We start from the raw sequence: 16,642 nt of genomic DNA on the forward strand, positions 1-16,642 counted from the left end.
CTCCTCCCCTGCACCACGTCACCATCGATCCGGCTCCAGCGAGTTTGGGAAAAGAGAACCTATGATCATTCGTTACGCTTTGTTTGAAGGCGAAATCCATCCCGGCAGAGAAGAGGAGTTCCGCGACTTTGTCAGGCAGCGGCTCGTCCCTCTGTGGACGAAATTCCCGGGCGCCGAGGAAGTCCGGGTGCTGGACGGGATGGAACGCGACGAAGGCGCCCCGGTCTACGCCATGGCGCTCGCCATTCGTTATCCCGATATGGAGGCGGTGAATGCAGCACTTCGCTCCGATGTGCGCTTCGAAAGCCGTGAGGTCACCGGGCAACTCCTGCAGCTCTTCACCGGCAAGGTGCATCATCACGTCTTCTCGGCCAACGAATATCCGCCGGCCACGGCCTGACATCAGGCGATCCCGGCTTCGGCAATAGCGGGCGATCAAAAACCGTCCGGCCTTCGGAGAGATCATTGCTGCAAAGCGCCTGCGGATGGCCCATCCCAGGCGCTTTTCTCATTGCCTGGCGCACTGGCTATCCCTGGGACGCGACGGATGGCGAAGTTTCCATTGCCGTCTTTTTGGGGACAATTTTTCGTCGGCGAGCCTAATATTAAACTAAATAGTCTATTGGTTTAGTGTATTATATTTCTTCTTACCGTGCATCGTTCCTGCTAACAGCAATCCGAAACGGGAAGATCGACGATGACATTGGCAAAGGCATTAAAAATTGCGTTGTTCAGTCTGCTTGGTCTCGGTGTCATTCACAATCTGGAAGCAGCCCCGGAGGCGCAAGTGGCCGTGTGATCTCTCTGGCGGCCTTAACCCCGGGTCCCTTTCCAATCCACAGAACTGCAGCATCGCATGAGCAATCATTCCGAATTTCTCTGGTATATTCCCAACGACGTCAGGCCCGGCCATCGCGGTGATTCCGCCGTCGAGGACCACAACAGCTTGGATACGCTGACCAGCCACGCCCGGGCGCTGGAGGAGCATGGCTGGAAGGGCGCGCTCATCGGCACCGGTTGGGGCCGGCCCGACACGTTCACGGTCGCCGCCTCGCTCGCTGCGCGAACCACCACCTTCGAGCCGCTGATCGCGATCCGCCCGGGTTATTGGCGGCCGGCGAACTTCGCGTCCGCGGCGGCGACGCTCGACCACCTGACCGGCGGCCGCGTGCGGATCAACATCGTATCGGGCAAGGACAACCTGGCTGCCTATGGCGACAGCGAGGGCGATCAGGCACACCGCTACGCCAGGACCAGGGAGTTCATGCATCTGGTCCGCAGACTGTGGACCGAAGAAAACGTGACCTCGGCGGGCGATCATTTCGGTGTCGCCGAATCCACCGTCGTGCCGCGTATCGAGGTCCGCGGCGACCGACGGCACCCCAAATTCTATTTTGGCGGCGCCTCGGAGGCGGCCGAGCGGGTGGCCGCGACCGAGGCCGATGTCCAGCTTTTCTGGGGGGAGCCGTTCGACGGCGTCCGCGAGCGGATAGAGCGGCTTAAAGCATTGAGCAGGGAACTCGACCGCGATCTTCCGCCGCTGGAATTCGGACTGCGCATCACGACACTGGTTCGCGACACCACGGAACAGGCCTGGGCCGACGCCGAGGCGAAGGTTGCCGAGATGGCGAAGAGCAAAGGCGCTGGCTGGCATGATCACCAGCGTATGCTCGCCGTCGGCCAGCAGCGGCTTCTGGCTCTTTATGAACGCGGCGACGTGCTCGACGACAATCTCTATACCGCGCCGGGCAAATACGGCGGCGGTGGCGCAGGCACCACGTGGCTGGTCGGTTCGGCGGCTGATGTCGCCGGCTCGCTGCGTAAATACGAGGATCTGGGCATTACGCACTTCGTGCTGTCCGACACGCCTTATCTCTCCGAGATCAAGCGGCAGGGCGATCAGCTGCTGCCGCTGCTCCGGGGCTGATGCTTGCGAAAAGCCGTCAGGTGATCGTCCGGCATCGGAGAAGTCATTGCGGAGATCATTGTCCGCATGTCGCGCGCAGGGAGTTGAGGAGTCCGGTTTGCAACAAAAGAGATATGCCAATTATCTCCAGCAACTTGGCATATTCTTCCTGATGTGCAGGATAGTGCATCTTGCGCGAAAAATACCGGCGAAATATACGAAATGCGCGACGCAATGATGCCTCTGCCGTCTGCGTTTACACTCTCTAAAATATATTCCCCTAAATTTTTAGGATATCGGAGTGACCTTCGCAGGATCGTCACCTGCGCCATGATGGCAGCCAGGCCCCGAAATCTCGCATGATATCTTTTTACCTCGATGCACGCTTCGCGCCTCGTTGCGCGCGCCGAGCGACGTCGGCGTATTCCGGGGTCAGATCGAGCTCCACACCTCAACGAGTTGTGACGAGCGATCATGCCAGCCGAGACACCTTTAACAAACCACGCCGAGGCGATGGAGAGCGATAATGAAGAGCATTAAGAGTTTCGGGATCGGGGTGCGCCTGACCCTCGGTTTCAGCTTCCTGCTTCTGCTGATGGCCGGCCTGACCATCTATTCGGCGGTGAAGGTTGCTGAGATCAACAGCAATCTTGAAACGATCAACGACGTCAACAGCGTGAAGCAGCGCTTTGCCATCAACTATCGCGGCAGCGTGCACGACCGCGCGATCGCCATTCGCGACGTGACCCTCGTGACATCAGCGGATGAGCGCAAGAGCGCGGAGGCATTGATCGAAAAGCTGGCGGCAACTTACGCCGAGAACGAAAAGCGTATGGCCGACATGGTTGCATCTCCGGCAGGTGCGACGGATCAGGAAAAGTCCATCCTGAAGGAGATCGCCGACATACAGGCGAAAACCAATCCTCTGGTTTCCCAGATCATCGCATTGCAGGAGAAGGGCGATGGCGAGGCAGCCCGCAAGATCCTGCTCGAACAGGCTCGGCCGGCCTTCGTTGCCTGGCTCGGCGCCATCAACAAATTCATCGATTTCCAGGAAGCGCTGAACAAATCGGTCGGCGGCGAGGTTCGAAGCGCGGCGAGCGGCTTCAAGCCGATTGCGCTGACAGCACTCGCGATTGCCGCTGTTCTTTCCATCATTGCCGCAGCCATCACATCCCGCACGATCGTCGGCCCGATGGCAAAACTTCAGCTTTCGCTGAAGGCGATGGCGGACGGAAATCTCGACGGTGATCGTCGTCTTGAAGCGCGGGGCGATGAGATCGGCAAGCTCGCGCGCGCCGTGGCCGGCTTGCGCGACGCAATTTCGGCGAAGGCGGAACGGGAAGCAGACGCGGAAGCCAAGCGGGCAGTGACGGAACGGCAGCGGCTCGAGCAGGATGCCGACGAACGTCGTACCCTTGCCGAGCAGACCGACAAGGCTGTCGGCCAACTGGGCAATGCCTTGCAGGCGCTGGCCGACGGCGACCTGACGCAGCAGATCGATACCCCGTTCATCCCGTCTCTGGAAAAGCTCCGGGCCGACTTCAATGTGGCGGTCGAAAAGCTCCGCGCCGCCATGCAGAGAGTTTCCCAGAACGCGAGCGCAATCGCCGCCGGCGCACAGGAGATCCGCTCCGCCTCGGACGATCTCGCCAAGCGGACCGAACAGCAGGCCGCATCGGTCGAGGAAACCGCCGCTGCGCTGGAAGAGATCACGACGACCGTCGCCGATTCGAGCAACAAGGCCCAGGAAGCCGGGCAGCTCGTGCGCAAGACCAAAGACAGCGCGGAGCGCTCGGGCAGCGTCGTTCGGGATGCGGTCGACGCCATGGGCAAGATCGAATCCTCCGCCACTGAAATCGGAAGCATCATCGGCGTCATCGACGAGATCGCCTTCCAGACCAACCTGCTTGCGCTGAATGCCGGCGTCGAAGCCGCCCGCGCCGGTGAAGCCGGCAAGGGCTTTGCCGTCGTTGCCCAGGAAGTGCGCGAACTGGCGCAACGGTCCGCCAAGGCAGCGAAGGAGATCAAGGAACTGATCAACGCTTCGAACGGCCATGTGAAAAACGGCGTTGCCCTCGTTGGCGAAACCGGCAAGGCACTGAAGGAGATTGCCGCACAGGTGCAGCAGGTCGACGGCAATGTCGGGGCGATCGTCGGCGCTTCGCAGGAGCAGGCAACGGGGCTGAAAGAGATCAATACCGCCGTCAACAAGATGGACCAGGGCACACAGCAGAACGCCGCCATGGTGGAGGAAGCCACAGCCGCCGCTCATAATCTCGCCAAGGAAGCGGACGCGCTGTTCCAACTCCTGGGTCAGTTCAATATCGGAGGATCGGTGGCATCCAAGCGCTCATCGCAGCCGGCTGCAGCGGCACAACATGCTCAGCCCGTAGCGTCGCCCGCTCGCCAGATGATTGCCAAGGTGGGCAAGTCGTTCCAGGGCAATGCGGCCTTGGCCGGCGATTGGGAAGAGTTCTGATCGCCGGATCTGATAGCAGCCTCTGCTGAAGCGTAAAGTGACGAAGGGCAGCGTTTGCTGCCCTTCGTTTTGAGGCACTCTTACGCCCGTACGGGAGCTTTGGCCGGAAGCACGGCGGTGATTGCGACCGCAACGGCGATGTTTGCAGCAAGCGCGAGCAGGCCGGTGTAGACGGTGAAGGGTTCGCCGCCGAGGCTCACCAGATGCAGAGGCTTCCAGCCGGCATCCCAGACGAGGAAGGTGCCGCCGCAGAAGCCGACGAACCAGCCGGCGAGCAAAGCGGGTGCACGGAACCAGTTGGTATAAAGGCCGAAGACCAGGGCCGGAAGCGTCTGCAGGATCCAGATTCCGCCGAGCAGCTGCAGGTCGAGTGCGAACTGCGTCGGCAGGAAGATGATGACGAGAAGCGCGCCGACCTTCACCACCAGCGACGTCACCTTTGCGACCTTGGCCTCGCCCGCATCGCTGACTTTGGGATCGACGTAGGCTTTCCAGAAGTTGCGGGTGAAGAGATTGGCAGCACCGATGCTCATCACCGCCGCCGGCACCAGCGCGCCGATGGCAATCGCTGCAAAGGCGAAGCCGGAGAACCAGCCCGAGAAGAGCGTCTTGAACAGGGTGGGAACGACATCGTTCGCACTGTCGAGCTTCAGGTTGGCGGCATGTCCCATATAGCCGAGCAGCGCCAGAAGGCCGAGCAGCAGCGTATAGGCCGGCAGCATGATCGCATTCTTGCGGATCGTCTTGCCACTGTTGGAGGCAAAGATGCCCGTCAGCGTATGCGGATACATGAAGGCTGCGAGAGCCGAACCGAGAGCGAGCGTCGCATAGGCGACATACTGGTTGCCGCCGAGCAGCAGGCTGCCGGAGCCTTTGGCCTGGAACGCCGCATCGGCCGAGGCGAAGACATTCGCATAGCCCCCGAGCTTCGACGGAATGAGTGCGACGGCTGCGATCACCACGATATAGATCATGATGTCCTTGACGAAGGCGATCAGCGCCGGGGCGCGCAGGCCCGCTGAATAAGTGTAGAGCGCCAGCACGATGAAGGCGATGGCGAGCGGCAATTCGCCGTGCAGCCCGAGCGCCTTCAAGACCGCCGTCATGCCGACGAGCTGGAGAGCGATGTAAGGCATGGTGGCGATGACGCCGGTTGCCGCGACAGCGAGTTCGAGACCGCGTGATCCGTATTGGCCGTGAACGACGTCGGCGGCCGTCACATAGCCGAAATCCTTGGCGCGTTTCCACAGAACCGGCATGACCATGAAGACGAAGGGATAGACGACGATGGTATAGGGCAGCGCGAAGAAGCCGTAGGCCCCGACGGTATAGACCAGCGCCGGGACGGCGATCACGGTATAGGCGGTATAGAAATCGCCGCCGACGAGGAACCAGGTGATCCAGGTGCCGAAGTTGCGCCCGCCGAGACCCCATTCGTCGATATGGGCCAGTGTCTCCGGCTTGCGCCAGCGGCTGGCGACAAAGCCCATGATGGTAACGAGGGCGAAGAAGAAGATGAAGACGGCGAGCGCCGTGCCGTTGATGTCAGTCGTCATGGCGAACGCTCCGATAAGCGATCCAGGTCAGCGTCGCCGTGATCGGCACCCAGAGAAGCTGATACCAGTAGAAGAAGGGAAAACCGAAAAGTGCCGGTTCGCGGAGATTGTAGAATGGCGGCCAGAGCAGACCAATAAATGGAATGACAAGCAGCCAGAGCGCTGCCTTGCTACGTGGTTTTTCCATGTCGGGATCCCTTTCAGACGCCGCAAGGCGGTCGCCATGTTCCAGTTGTCGGCGTGGAAGGCAGGTCTGTCAGCCGGCCGCGGTGGCAGGCCCGGTTCGGGTCGCTCGAGGTTTTCCGCACAGTCGGAAGCTGATGTAACGCATGTGAGTTCCTCCCAACGGCTCACGCTCGGTCAGCCGTGAGGGGAGTCCTATGGCGTTGATTTTATCCTCACAAGATGGACGCGGGGCCGAAATGCCGCGGTCTACCCAGAAGTGGGTAGGCTAGATTTTATCGACTTTCGAGACGATGCCGTGATCGAGCGCATAGCGGATGAGGCCCGCCGTAGTGGTGATGCCGAGCTTTCTCTTGAGGTTCTTGCGGTGCGTTTCCGCCGTGGCCGAGCTTATCCCAAGCGCCTCGGCGATCTCCCTGTTGCTTCGGCCGGCAACAATCAGCCCGAGGATGTCGCGCTCGCGCGGTGTTAGGGGATCACTGCCCTCCTCGGCACGCTCGCCCATCAGCGCGTCGAAGACGCCCGAGGAGAAATAGGTACCCCCATCCGCCACTGTCTCGATGGCCGCGACGATTTCGTCAGTCGAGACATCCTTGAGGACGTAGCCCGCGGCGCCATGCATAACGGAGGAGGAAATATACTCCCGGCTGTCATGCATGGAGAGCATCACGACGCGGGTTTGCGGAAGTTCGTTCCTGAACAGTTCGATCGCGTCGATGCCGCTCAGCTTCGGCATGTTGATGTCCATCAGCACCACCTGCGGCTGGATCTGACGGGCGATGTCGAGGCCGATTTGCGCCAGCCCCGCCGTCCCAGTGACTTCGATATGGTCGAATGTCTCGAGCACGGCCTTCAAGCCGTCCAGCACCAGCGGATGGTTGTCGATCAGCAGTACCCTGATTTTCGGGCGTTCATTCATGCCGCTTCCGCCTGCTTGCCGGCGGGCAGATTGACCGATTTCGGCATCATGGCGGTCAGCGTCGTGCCGGCCTCGCTGCTGTTGATGAGCAGCAGGCCCCGGAAGTGGGCCATCCGCTCCTGCATGTTGCGCAGGCCGAGGCCAGACCTGCCGGATGTGCCGTCCTTGCTTTCATCGAAGCCGCTGCCGTTGTCGGAAATCGTCATGCGGGCGCGGCCACCGTCGCTCCAGAGTTTGACTGCAAGCCGGGAGGCGCCAGAATGCCGCTCGACATTGTTGAAGGCTTCCTGTGCGACGCGATAGAGGGCGGTGTTGGCTTCGGCCTTCAGCGTATCCGTGAAGCCCGAAGCATCGATCTTCGTCTCGATCCCGGTCCGCTCGGCGAAGTGATGGCATAGTGCTTCGAGGGCCGCCGTCAGGCCAAGGTCGTCGAGCACGCGAGGGCGTAGATCGTGCGACAGCCGGCGGATTTCCTTGATCGCGCCGTTCAACGCTTCGATGCCGCGCTCAATGGTGAAGGCCGCATCGTCGACATTGGTCCTGACCTTGCGGCCGGCGAGATCCATGGCATAGCGCACGCCGACGAGATTCTGGGAAATGCCGTCATGCAACTCGCGGGCAAGCCGCGCGCGCTCTTCTTCCTGGGTATCGATGACCCGCTGCGTCAGCGCCTTGAGCCGGCCATCGGCCATGCGGCGCTCGTGGAAGGTCAGGAGCATGCAGGTCGTGAAAACGACGAGCACCGAAGGCACGGCGATCAGCGCGACGATGATGAAGGTCCGTCTTATGTTGGCGCGCATCACCGCATTGGCGGCCGCACTCTGGGCAAAGACATCGTCCAGGTAAACGCCGGTTCCCACGACCCAGTGCCATTTGTCGAGACTGACGACGAAGGAGAGCTTGTCGGCGATCTGTCCGGTCGATGGTTTCTGCCATTTGTACTGATGCAGGCCCCCGCCGGCCTTTGCCGTGGCGATCAGCTCGGCAATGACCTTGTCGCCATCCGGATCGGTGAGGTCCAGCCAATTGTGCCCATGCCGAAAACTCTGGCGTGGATGGACGATGTTGTTGCCGTCGTAGTCGTAGACGAAGAAATATCCGTCCTTGCCGTAGTCGAGCGAGGTCAGAATCTCAGACACCTGCTGCTTGGCCGCCTCGTCGTCGGGACCGGCCTTGTCATAGATCGCCTGGATGGCGGACAGGGCAAGGTTGGTCAGATTGAGGATTTCGGCTTCCTTGGTCTTCAGCATGTTCTGTTCGAACGTATCGATGCTGTTCTTGGCAAGGTTTGCCGATTGCCATGTGATGAAGGTGGTGATGGCAAGGATCGAAATGACGAGCGGAACGATCGCCAATGCGATGATCTGGTGTCTGAGCGTCAACGATCATTCCTCCCGAGAATGTGTGCCCGGAATTATGCCCTTTGGCAAATGCGAGTCCAGCGGCTTGTCCGCGCGGCGGACCAACGCGGCCGCGCAAGCACTATTCGAGCGGCACGAACAGGCCGAGCTTGACGTCCCGCAGCACGACATTTGTGTGCATGCGGCGGATCTGCGGATTGTCGGCCATGATCAGGGCGGCGATGTCGTCATAATGCTCGACGTCGCGGGCGGTGACGATCGCGATCAGATCCACGGCGCCGGTGACGTAATAGACCTGCTGGATATGGTCCTGCTTCTCGGCCCACACGCGGAACTTCGCCAGCGCGTCGTAATTGTCCCGTTCGATCTCCATGCCGACGATGAATACCATCGATGTCCCGGTCGCCTTCCGGTCGACGACGGCGACTTCCGCCTTGATGATCCCTTCCTCGCGCAGGCGCTTCAGCCGCCTCTGCACAGCCGAAACCGACAGGCCGATCCGTTCGGCTATCGTTTCGGCCTTCAGCTGGCAGTCGCGCTGAACGATATCGAGAATGTCACGGTCAAAACGGTCCAGTTGTTCCATGTTCACTCCAGTTCTCGCCGCAGCGCTTCACGTTTTCTGCCGCATTCGCCGCACGAAGAAGATTATTTTGCACAAAATATGCAGAATGGATGAAAATTGCGCGAAAAAACCGCGTTATTTTATCATTATCCTTCGCAAACTCAGTTCAGCCGGAACCATGCATGCCAGATCAACCCTTTCCTGCTCTTCGCGTCGAAGATCTCCATAAAAGCTTCGGCTCGCAACAGGTTCTCAAGGGTATCTCTACGCAGGCCCACAAATCCGATGTGATCTCCATTATCGGTTCGTCGGGCTCCGGCAAGAGCACCTTCCTCAGATGCATCAATTTCCTGGAAACGCCCGATCGCGGTCGCATTGCCGTGAACGGTGAGGAGGTCGCGCTGAAAGCCGGCCGCGGCGGGCGGCTGCAGCCACGCAGCTGGCGGCAGATCGAACGGCTGCGGACCGGGCTCGGCATGGTCTTTCAGAGCTTCAATCTCTGGGCACATCGCACGGTGCTCGAAAACGTCATCGAGGCGCCGGTGCATGTCATGGGCATTCCCAGACGCGAGGCGATCGAAAAGGCAGAGGCCCTGCTCCACAAGGTCGGGCTTTTTGAGAAGCGTGACGCCTATCCCGCCTTTCTCTCCGGTGGCCAGCAGCAGCGCGCGGCAATTGCCAGGGCGCTTTGCGTCGATCCTGCCGTCATGCTGTTCGACGAGCCGACTTCGGCGCTTGATCCGGAGTTGGTCGGCGAGGTTCTCAAAGTCATCCGCGATCTCGCGGAAGAAGGGCGGACCATGCTGATCGTCACGCATGAGATGCGCTTCGCCCGCGATGTCTCGAACCGTGTTCTCTTCCTGCATCAGGGACGGATCGAAGAGGAAGGCTCGCCGGAACAAGTCTTCGGATCGCCGGTCAGCGCCCGCTGCCGGGAGTTCACCGGTCTCAGCGCCCACTGATGCCCACCGTGCCATCATCGACAACACCAACCAGGAGAATCCTGCGAATGAAACTGCTCCCCATGCTTTTCGCCGGCGCGGCACTTGCGCTTTCCGCGGTCGCCGCACAGGCCGAAGTCCGCTTCGGCGTCATGAACGAATCTTACCCGCCCTTCTTCGCCAAGGATGCATCCGGCGAATGGCACGGATGGGAAATCGACCTGATGAACGCCGTCTGCGACGAGATGAAGGAGAAGTGCTCGATCGTCGATATCTCCTGGGATGGTCTGATTCCGGCTCTCCAGAGCAAGAAGTTCGACGTGATCTGGTCATCGATGTCGAATACCGCCGAACGCTCGAAGGTGATCGATTTCACCGACAAATATTACAACACGCCGAGCACCTTGATCGGTCCCAAGGATCAGAAGCCGGGCGCCACTGCCGAGGATGTGAAGGGAAAGACCATCGGCATCCAGGTGTCGACGATCCAGTCGGAATACTACAAGAAGTATTTCGCCGGGGCTGCAGAAGAGAAGACCTACCAGACACTCGACGAGGCTTTCCAGGATCTCGCCTCCGGCCGCATCGATTATGTCTTCGGCGATTCACTGGCGCTCGACGCCTTCCTGAAGAGCGACGGCGGCAAGGATTGCTGCGCCAAGATGGGCGACGTCGCCGACGACAAGGAGATCCTCGGCGCCGGCGTTTCGGGCGGCCTTCGCAAGGAAGATACCGAGCTGAAAACCAAACTGAATGCGGCCATCGCTGCCGTCCGCGCCAGCGGCAACTATGACGCCATCACCAAGAAATACTTCGATTTCGACATCTACGGCGCGAAGTAAGCAATCCTGACGATGGCGACTGCGCAACAAGGCATTCTGGAACTGCTGTCTCCCTATCCTCCGGGATGGGGTGGCGTCCTGCTGACGGGCGCGGTCTCCACAGTCGCCATCTCGGCCTGCGCCTTCGCCATCGGTCTTCTGCTCGGCACGGCCGGCGCGCTTGGAAAGCTTTCGGGCAATCGAGCGCTCCGCCTTCTGCTCGATCTCTATACGACGCTGATCCGAGCCGTTCCCGAGTTGATCCTGATTGTCGGGCTCTATTATGCCGGCACCGATGGCCTCAACCGGCTTCTGGCCGCGTTGGACCTGCCGCCGATCGATGTGAACGGTTTCGTCGCGGCCATCGCCGTGCTGGGTTTCGTGCAGGGGGCCTATATGACGGAGGTGCTGCGCGGCGCGATCCTTGCCGTTCCCGTTGGTCAGATCGAGGCGGCCAAAGCCTTTGGCATGGGGCCGATGCTGCGGTTCCGCCGCGTGCTGCTGCCGGCGCTTTTGCCGAATGCGCTGCCGGGTCTTGCCAATCTGTGGATGTCGGTCACCAAGGACAGCGCGCTGGTTGCGGTCGTCGGTTATCAGGAACTGGCGCTCGCTACCCGTCTCGCCGGGGCGAGCACCAAACACTACTTCGTCTTCTTCCTTGCTTCGGCCCTTCTCTATCTCGTCATCACGTTGGTTTCCAACGTCGCCTTCAAGTTGATCGAAGGGCGGGTGCGGCGCGGCCAGCCGCGCCTTGCCTGAAGAAAGTGCGCCCATGAGTTTCACCTGGATCTCTTCTTACTGGCCGCTTCTTCTGACGGGGGCCTGGCAGACCGTTGCGCTGCTTGTCATTTCCGTGGTGTTCGGCTTCGTCCTTGCGATCGGTCTCGCCTTCGCGCAGGTCAGCGGCGGCAGGTTTACGCGGCTCTTTGCTCGCGGTTACTGCACCTTCTTCCGCGGCACGCCGCTGCTGATCCAGCTGTGGCTGCTCTATTACGGGGTCGGGTCGCTGTTGCCCATGGTTCCCGGTATCCGCCAGAGCCTGTTCTGGCCTGTCTTGCGCGAGGGCTTCTTCTTCGCCGCCGTCAGCTTCACGCTGAATTATGCGGCCTACGAAGCGGAAGTACTGCGCGGCGCGCTGCTCGCCGTTCCCAAAGGCGAACTCGAAGCCGGCCGAGCCTTCGGCCTGTCGCCCTGGAAGCTGACCCGCCGCATCTGGCTGCCGCGCGCCATTCACATCGCCCTGCCGACTATTGCGGGAGAGATCGTCATGCAGCTCAAGGCGACGCCGCTCGCCTTCACGGTGACGGTGATGGATCTCTACGCCGTGGCAAACAAGGTTCGCCAAGACACGCTGCTCGTCTATGAACCGCTGATCGTCGTCACCCTCTTCTATCTCGCCCTGACCGCAGTGATCGCCCGCGTCTTTCGAGGTCTCGAAGCGCAAGTGCCGGTTCGCCGCTAGGCGTGGGAAAAAGGACTGGTCATGAATTCCTGTACGCGATGAAGCGTACCACGCACACCTCGCCCACTTTGTTTTGAAAAGCCTGCTGCCGGTGACGGCGCGACGGCCTGAATGGAGATCACTTCTTGAGCACGATGCGAATTCTCGATGGCGGCATGAGCCGCGAGCTTCTGCGGCTTGGGGCCGAACTGAAACAGCCGGAATGGTCGGCATTGGCGCTGATGCATTCGCCGCATATCGTGCGTAGGGTACACGAGGAATTCATCGCCGCCGGCTCTGAGGTCATTACGACGAATAGTTATGCGCTCGTGCCCTTTCACATCGGCGAGGACCGATTCCAGCAGGAGGGCGCGGAACTGATCCGTCTTGCCGGGCGCCTGGCGCGGGAAGCCGCCGATGCCGTCGCCGACCGAAAGGTGGTGGTCGCCGGTTCGCTGCCGCCGATCTTCGGCTCCTACGAGCCGCAGAATTTTCAGCCTTCCCAGGTGCAGGATTATCTCAAGGTGCTCGTCGAAAACCTCGATCCTTTCGTCGATATATGGCTCGGCGAAACATTGAGCCTGATCGCCGAGGGCGAGGCAGTGCGCAGGGCAGTGGTGGCATCAGGCAAGCCGTTCTGGATTTCCTTCACATTGGCGGATGACGAGGCAGCCATAAGGGGCGGCGAGCCGAAGCTTCGCTCCGGCGAAAGCGTCGAGGACGCCGCGTCATGGGCGGCTTCATCGGGTGCCGAGGCGTTCCTGTTCAACTGCAGCAAGCCCGAGGTCATGCGCGCGGCCGTGGAGACCGCAGCCCGCGTGTTCCGGAAGGCGGACGCTCAGATCGAAATCGGCGTCTATGCCAATGCTTTCGAAGGGGAAACAGGCGAGGCTGCCGCCAATGAAGGCCTGCACGATACCCGCGATGACCTGAATGACGATGCCTATTCGCGCTTTGCCTGTTCCTGGGCCGGGGCCGGCGCGACGATCATCGGCGGCTGCTGCGGTATCGGGGCTGCCCATATTCATCGCTTGAGGAACACGCTCTTGGGCTGAACGCCGGAGGGCCAGACGGCCCGCCGCTGGCGCAACTTTTCACGCTCCGATCTTGCCTGCGGCGTGGCGCAAGAGTGCGCTATTCCGCTTTGTGGGCCGATTTCTGAAGTTCGAGGAGAAGCTCGATCAGCTTTGGGGCCATCACCCTGATTTCCGAGAGATGAACGGCGCTCAGTCTCGTCAGGAGTTCGTCCGCCTTCTCGGTCAAGAGAATCGTCTGGCGGCGTCTGTCGACCGGATCGGCATGGCGTTCAACCAGTCCGGCATCCGACAACCGCCCGACGAGTTCGGTCGCCGTATGGGGCGCGATGATGAGCCGCTCGGCCAACATGCCGATCGTCATGGCATCGCCGCGTTGTCCCTTGATCGCGAGCAGCGCCTGATGCTGCTGGACGGGCAGTCCTTCCGCCTGCGCGGCGGAGGCGCTGAAGTCCATGAACTGGCGAAGCGCGAATCGGAGGTCGGCGAGAGCCTCGTAATCCTCCTGTCTCAGCGGCGGCACGGTCTTCTTCAAACTCAGTCTCCTCTGCCGCTTCGACGAAGTGCCGCAATCGACGCGATCGGCCGCGGTTCATAGAGCGCAAACTGTTCCCCGATCTCGAATAGATGGGCCGCCGCCGACCGGTCAAGTGAAGCGCCTTCTGAGACATTTTCACCACCGCACTTTCATCCATTGATTTATATCGTATCACGATATATTTAGCGGCGTAAACGTACCCACTTCCGCGTAGCAGAGGCTTTCATGGCGCAGCATCAACCCAGCAACCGGCCGCACGATTTCACGGGTGGTCTTTCCCGGCGCGAGGCCGGAGATTTCACCACCGACAGGCGGGTCCTCCTGCTGGTCGGAATGTCGATCATCGTCGGCACAGCTGGCGCCTTTGCCGCCTCGTGCCTCGTCAGCCTTATCGCGCTCGTGACGAATGCCATCTGGTTCGGAGAGATCGGCATTCAGCCCGCCTCTCTGGCTGGCGTGCCGCGGTCGCTGTGGGTGGTGCTGGTCCCGCCGCTCGGTGGGCTCGTCATCGGGTTGGTGGCCCGCTTCGGATCGGAGAAGATCCGTGGCCACGGCATTCCCGAGGCGATCGAGGCCATCCTGATCGGCGGTAGCCGGATGTCGCCGAAAGTTGCGGTGCTCAAGCCGTTGTCGTCGGCGATCTCCATCGGAACCGGCGGCCCGTTCGGCGCCGAAGGACCGATCATCATGACGGGCGGCGCGATCGGATCGCTTTTCGCGCAGTTCTTTCACATGAGCGCGGCCGAGCGGAAGACGCTGCTCGTCGCCGGCGCCGCTGCGGGCATGACGGCGATTTTCGGTTCGCCGATCGCCGCGGTCATGCTGGCGGTCGAACTGCTGCTGTTCGAATGGAAGCCGCGCAGCTTCATTCCCGTCGCCGTCGCAGCCTGCGTGTCGATCTGCTGGCGTCCGCTGCTGTTCGGCGCCGGGCCGCTGTTTCCGGCCCATTTCCAGGTGGCTCTGCCTTGGTGGGGGATTTTCGCCTGCGCGGCGATGGGCATCATCTCAGGCCTGCAATCGGGACTGCTGACGACACTGCTCTACAAGATCGAGGACCTGTTCGAGGCATTGCCGATCCACTGGATGTGGTGGCCCATGCTCGGCGGCCTCGTCATCGGCCTCGGCGGCCTGATCGAACCGCGGGCAATGGGCGTCGGCTACGACATCATCGACGGTCTGCTCAACAACCGGCTGCTCGCACCGGCTGTCATGTCGATCCTGCTGGTGAAGATGGTCATCTGGCTATTTGCCCTGTCGTCCGGCACCTCGGGCGGCGTGCTTGCTCCCCTCCTCATCTTCGGCGGCGCTCTCGGATGGCTAGTCGGGATCGTCATGCCGGGCAATGATCCCGGTTTCTGGGCGCTGGTCGGAATGGCGGCCGTGATGGGTGGAACCATGCGCGCGCCGCTGACGGGAACCTTCTTTGCCATGGAGATCACCGGCGACATCAGCACGCTCGTTCCCCTACTTGCCGCAACGGTTACGGCCTATGCCGTCACGGTGCTTCTGCTGCGCCGCTCGATCCTGACCGAGAAGATCGCTCGCCGCGGACAGCACATCACCCGCGAATATGGCGTCGACCCGTTCGAACTGTCGCGGGCAAGGGAGATCATGATCAGCGATGTCGATACGCTTCCCGGCACCATGACGGTGGGAGAGGCGTGCGATTTCTTCGCCTCTCCGCAGAAAACGCACCGGATCTATCCGGTGGTCGATGCGATAGGCAGGCTGTCCGGGATCGTCTCGAGGGCGGATGCCCTTCTCTGGCAGGGGAAATCGGACCTCGTCACCCAGACGCTTGCAGAAAACGTCACGGACGATTCCGTTCCCGTGGGACACCCTGATGATACGGTCGCCTTCATTGCCGACCTTATGCTCTCGACGGGCAACGGGCGTATTCCGATCGTCGATCCCGGCTCGGGCAAGCTGTGTGGCTTGATCGCCCGCAAAGACCTGCTGCGGCTGCGCAGTTCCTACCGATCCGCGGAACTGGATCGGCGGCCTTATCTGACCGCGGGGGTAAGAGGCAGGCCGTGATCGCCGCCTTCCCCGCAATTGGTGGCCGAGTATCGCGACGCTTGTAAACTGAACCCTGCGACGCAATCCGCTCGGCTTGCAGTTCACCCGATCTCGGCTTATATAGTCACTATGGTCATTCTGGTCAGGAGATGAGCGATGCAGCCGTCACCGCAAGACAATGAAAGCTGGACTGTTGCCAGTGCAAAGGCCAAGCTTTCCGAGGTCATCGAACGCGCGCAATCCGCGCCCCAGACAATCACGCGAAACGGCAAGCCGAGCGTCGTTGTCGTTTCTGCAGACGAATGGCAAAGGAAGACCGCGCGCAAGGGAACGCTTGCCGAATTTCTGATGGAATCGCCGTTACGCGGCGCCGATCTGGACCTCGAGCGTCAACGTGACGAACCGCGTGATCCGGCACTGTGAGGCTTCTACTGGACACCAATATCCTGTCCGAGGTGACGAAGCCGAACCCTAGCGTGCGCGTCTTGGAATGGCTGGACAGGCTCGACGAGGATCGCTCGTTCATCAGCATCGTTTCGATCGCAGAGATCAGGCGCGGCGTTGCCCTGATGGACAAGGGACGAAAACGCGACGCACTGGCCGAATGGCTTGCCCAAGATCTGACGCAACGCTTCGAGCATCGTATCATTCCGGTGGACGAACCGGTTGCCCTGGCCTGGGGCGACCTCATGGGCCTTGCAAAGCGGAGTGGCCGTGGCCTGTCGTCAATGGACGGCCTCATCGCGGCTACCGCGATTGCTTACGATCTCACCCTGGTGACGCGTAACACCAGGGATTTCGAGGGCTTGGGCATCGAACTCGTCGATCCCTGGATAGAGCGAACCCCCGGTTAAACGGACTGAAGCCAGCGGGCGG

Annotated in this window: 17 protein-coding genes; 11 read left to right on the forward strand and 6 right to left on the reverse strand. The window is 61.1% G+C overall.

What is annotated here, in order from left to right:
- Nucleotides 1-61 precede the first annotated feature (61 nt).
- The 3 genes from EFB14_RS09495 (at nt 62) to EFB14_RS09505 (ending at nt 4,388) form a co-directional block, all read left to right on the forward strand.
- Nucleotides 62-400 carry a hypothetical protein gene (locus EFB14_RS09495; protein ID WP_125843315.1) on the forward strand — a complete coding sequence of 113 codons (339 nt, stop codon included), beginning with the start codon at nt 62-64 and terminating at the stop codon, nt 398-400.
- 456 nt (nt 401-856) lie between these two features.
- A complete protein-coding gene (locus tag EFB14_RS09500) occupies nt 857-1,927 on the forward strand; it encodes an LLM class flavin-dependent oxidoreductase (protein WP_126824748.1) in 1,071 nt (356 codons plus the stop codon).
- 505 nt (nt 1,928-2,432) lie between these two features.
- Complete coding sequence (locus EFB14_RS09505) at nt 2,433-4,388, forward strand: HAMP domain-containing methyl-accepting chemotaxis protein (RefSeq protein WP_126824751.1); 1,956 nt, start codon at nt 2,433-2,435, stop codon at nt 4,386-4,388.
- Nucleotides 4,389-4,468: 80 nt separating this feature from the next.
- On the opposite strand, the gene mctP is transcribed toward EFB14_RS09505, so the two are convergent.
- From mctP to EFB14_RS09530, 5 genes are all read right to left on the reverse strand, one after another.
- Nucleotides 4,469-5,944, reverse strand: coding sequence for a monocarboxylate uptake permease MctP (mctP, locus tag EFB14_RS09510; RefSeq protein ID WP_126824754.1), 1,476 nt, complete (start codon nt 5,942-5,944; stop codon nt 4,469-4,471).
- A complete protein-coding gene (locus EFB14_RS09515) occupies nt 5,934-6,131 on the reverse strand; it encodes a DUF3311 domain-containing protein (protein WP_125843307.1) in 198 nt (65 codons plus the stop codon). Before EFB14_RS09515 ends, mctP begins: the two co-directional genes overlap by 11 nt.
- Before the next feature lie 264 nt (nt 6,132-6,395).
- Complete coding sequence (mctR, locus tag EFB14_RS09520) at nt 6,396-7,046, reverse strand: two-component system response regulator MctR (RefSeq protein ID WP_126824757.1); 651 nt, start codon at nt 7,044-7,046, stop codon at nt 6,396-6,398.
- Entirely contained in the window at nt 7,043-8,428 is a 1,386-nt protein-coding gene (mctS, locus tag EFB14_RS09525) for a two-component system sensor histidine kinase MctS (protein ID WP_126824760.1), read from the reverse strand. The genes mctR and mctS overlap by 4 nt, the downstream gene beginning before the upstream one ends.
- Before the next feature lie 100 nt (nt 8,429-8,528).
- A complete protein-coding gene (locus EFB14_RS09530; RefSeq protein ID WP_010029817.1) occupies nt 8,529-8,993 on the reverse strand; it encodes an Lrp/AsnC family transcriptional regulator in 465 nt (154 codons plus the stop codon).
- Between the two features lie 161 nt (nt 8,994-9,154).
- Here EFB14_RS09530 and EFB14_RS09535 point away from each other — a divergent pair, with 161 nt between their 5' ends.
- The 5 genes from EFB14_RS09535 (at nt 9,155) to EFB14_RS09555 (ending at nt 13,230) form a co-directional block, all read left to right on the forward strand.
- Complete coding sequence (locus EFB14_RS09535; protein ID WP_125843301.1) at nt 9,155-9,934, forward strand: ABC transporter ATP-binding protein; 780 nt, start codon at nt 9,155-9,157, stop codon at nt 9,932-9,934.
- Between the two features lie 47 nt (nt 9,935-9,981).
- The gene (locus EFB14_RS09540) at nt 9,982-10,755 is read left to right on the forward strand and encodes a transporter substrate-binding domain-containing protein (protein WP_126824763.1); all 774 of its coding nucleotides are present in this window, start codon (nt 9,982-9,984) and stop codon (nt 10,753-10,755) included.
- 12 nt (nt 10,756-10,767) lie between these two features.
- Nucleotides 10,768-11,493 (forward strand): ABC transporter permease, encoded by a 726-nt coding sequence (locus EFB14_RS09545; protein ID WP_125843297.1) that lies wholly within the window; start codon nt 10,768-10,770, stop codon nt 11,491-11,493.
- Nucleotides 11,494-11,506: 13 nt separating this feature from the next.
- Complete coding sequence (locus EFB14_RS09550; RefSeq protein WP_126824766.1) at nt 11,507-12,196, forward strand: ABC transporter permease; 690 nt, start codon at nt 11,507-11,509, stop codon at nt 12,194-12,196.
- Between the two features lie 125 nt (nt 12,197-12,321).
- A complete protein-coding gene (locus EFB14_RS09555) occupies nt 12,322-13,230 on the forward strand; it encodes a homocysteine S-methyltransferase family protein (RefSeq protein ID WP_125843293.1) in 909 nt (302 codons plus the stop codon).
- A gap of 79 nt (nt 13,231-13,309) precedes the next feature.
- Here EFB14_RS09555 and EFB14_RS09560 read toward each other — a convergent pair whose 3' ends face one another.
- Nucleotides 13,310-13,744: a MarR family winged helix-turn-helix transcriptional regulator gene (locus tag EFB14_RS09560; RefSeq protein ID WP_125843291.1), complete on the reverse strand. Its 435-nt coding sequence runs from the start codon at nt 13,742-13,744 to the stop codon at nt 13,310-13,312.
- A gap of 228 nt (nt 13,745-13,972) precedes the next feature.
- Between EFB14_RS09560 and EFB14_RS09565 the strand changes: the two genes are divergently transcribed.
- The 3 genes from EFB14_RS09565 to EFB14_RS09575 all read left to right on the forward strand — a co-directional run bounded on the left by EFB14_RS09565 (nt 13,973) and on the right by EFB14_RS09575 (nt 16,620).
- The gene (locus EFB14_RS09565) at nt 13,973-15,784 is read left to right on the forward strand and encodes a chloride channel protein (protein WP_126824768.1); all 1,812 of its coding nucleotides are present in this window, start codon (nt 13,973-13,975) and stop codon (nt 15,782-15,784) included.
- 138 nt (nt 15,785-15,922) lie between these two features.
- Complete coding sequence (locus EFB14_RS09570; protein WP_125843287.1) at nt 15,923-16,189, forward strand: type II toxin-antitoxin system Phd/YefM family antitoxin; 267 nt, start codon at nt 15,923-15,925, stop codon at nt 16,187-16,189.
- Nucleotides 16,186-16,620: a type II toxin-antitoxin system VapC family toxin gene (locus EFB14_RS09575; protein WP_126824771.1), complete on the forward strand. Its 435-nt coding sequence runs from the start codon at nt 16,186-16,188 to the stop codon at nt 16,618-16,620. Before EFB14_RS09570 ends, EFB14_RS09575 begins: the two co-directional genes overlap by 4 nt.
- Nucleotides 16,621-16,642: the final 22 nt, after the last annotated feature.

Source organism: Rhizobium fabae, assembly GCF_003985135.1.
GTDB lineage: Bacteria > Pseudomonadota > Alphaproteobacteria > Rhizobiales > Rhizobiaceae > Rhizobium > Rhizobium pisi.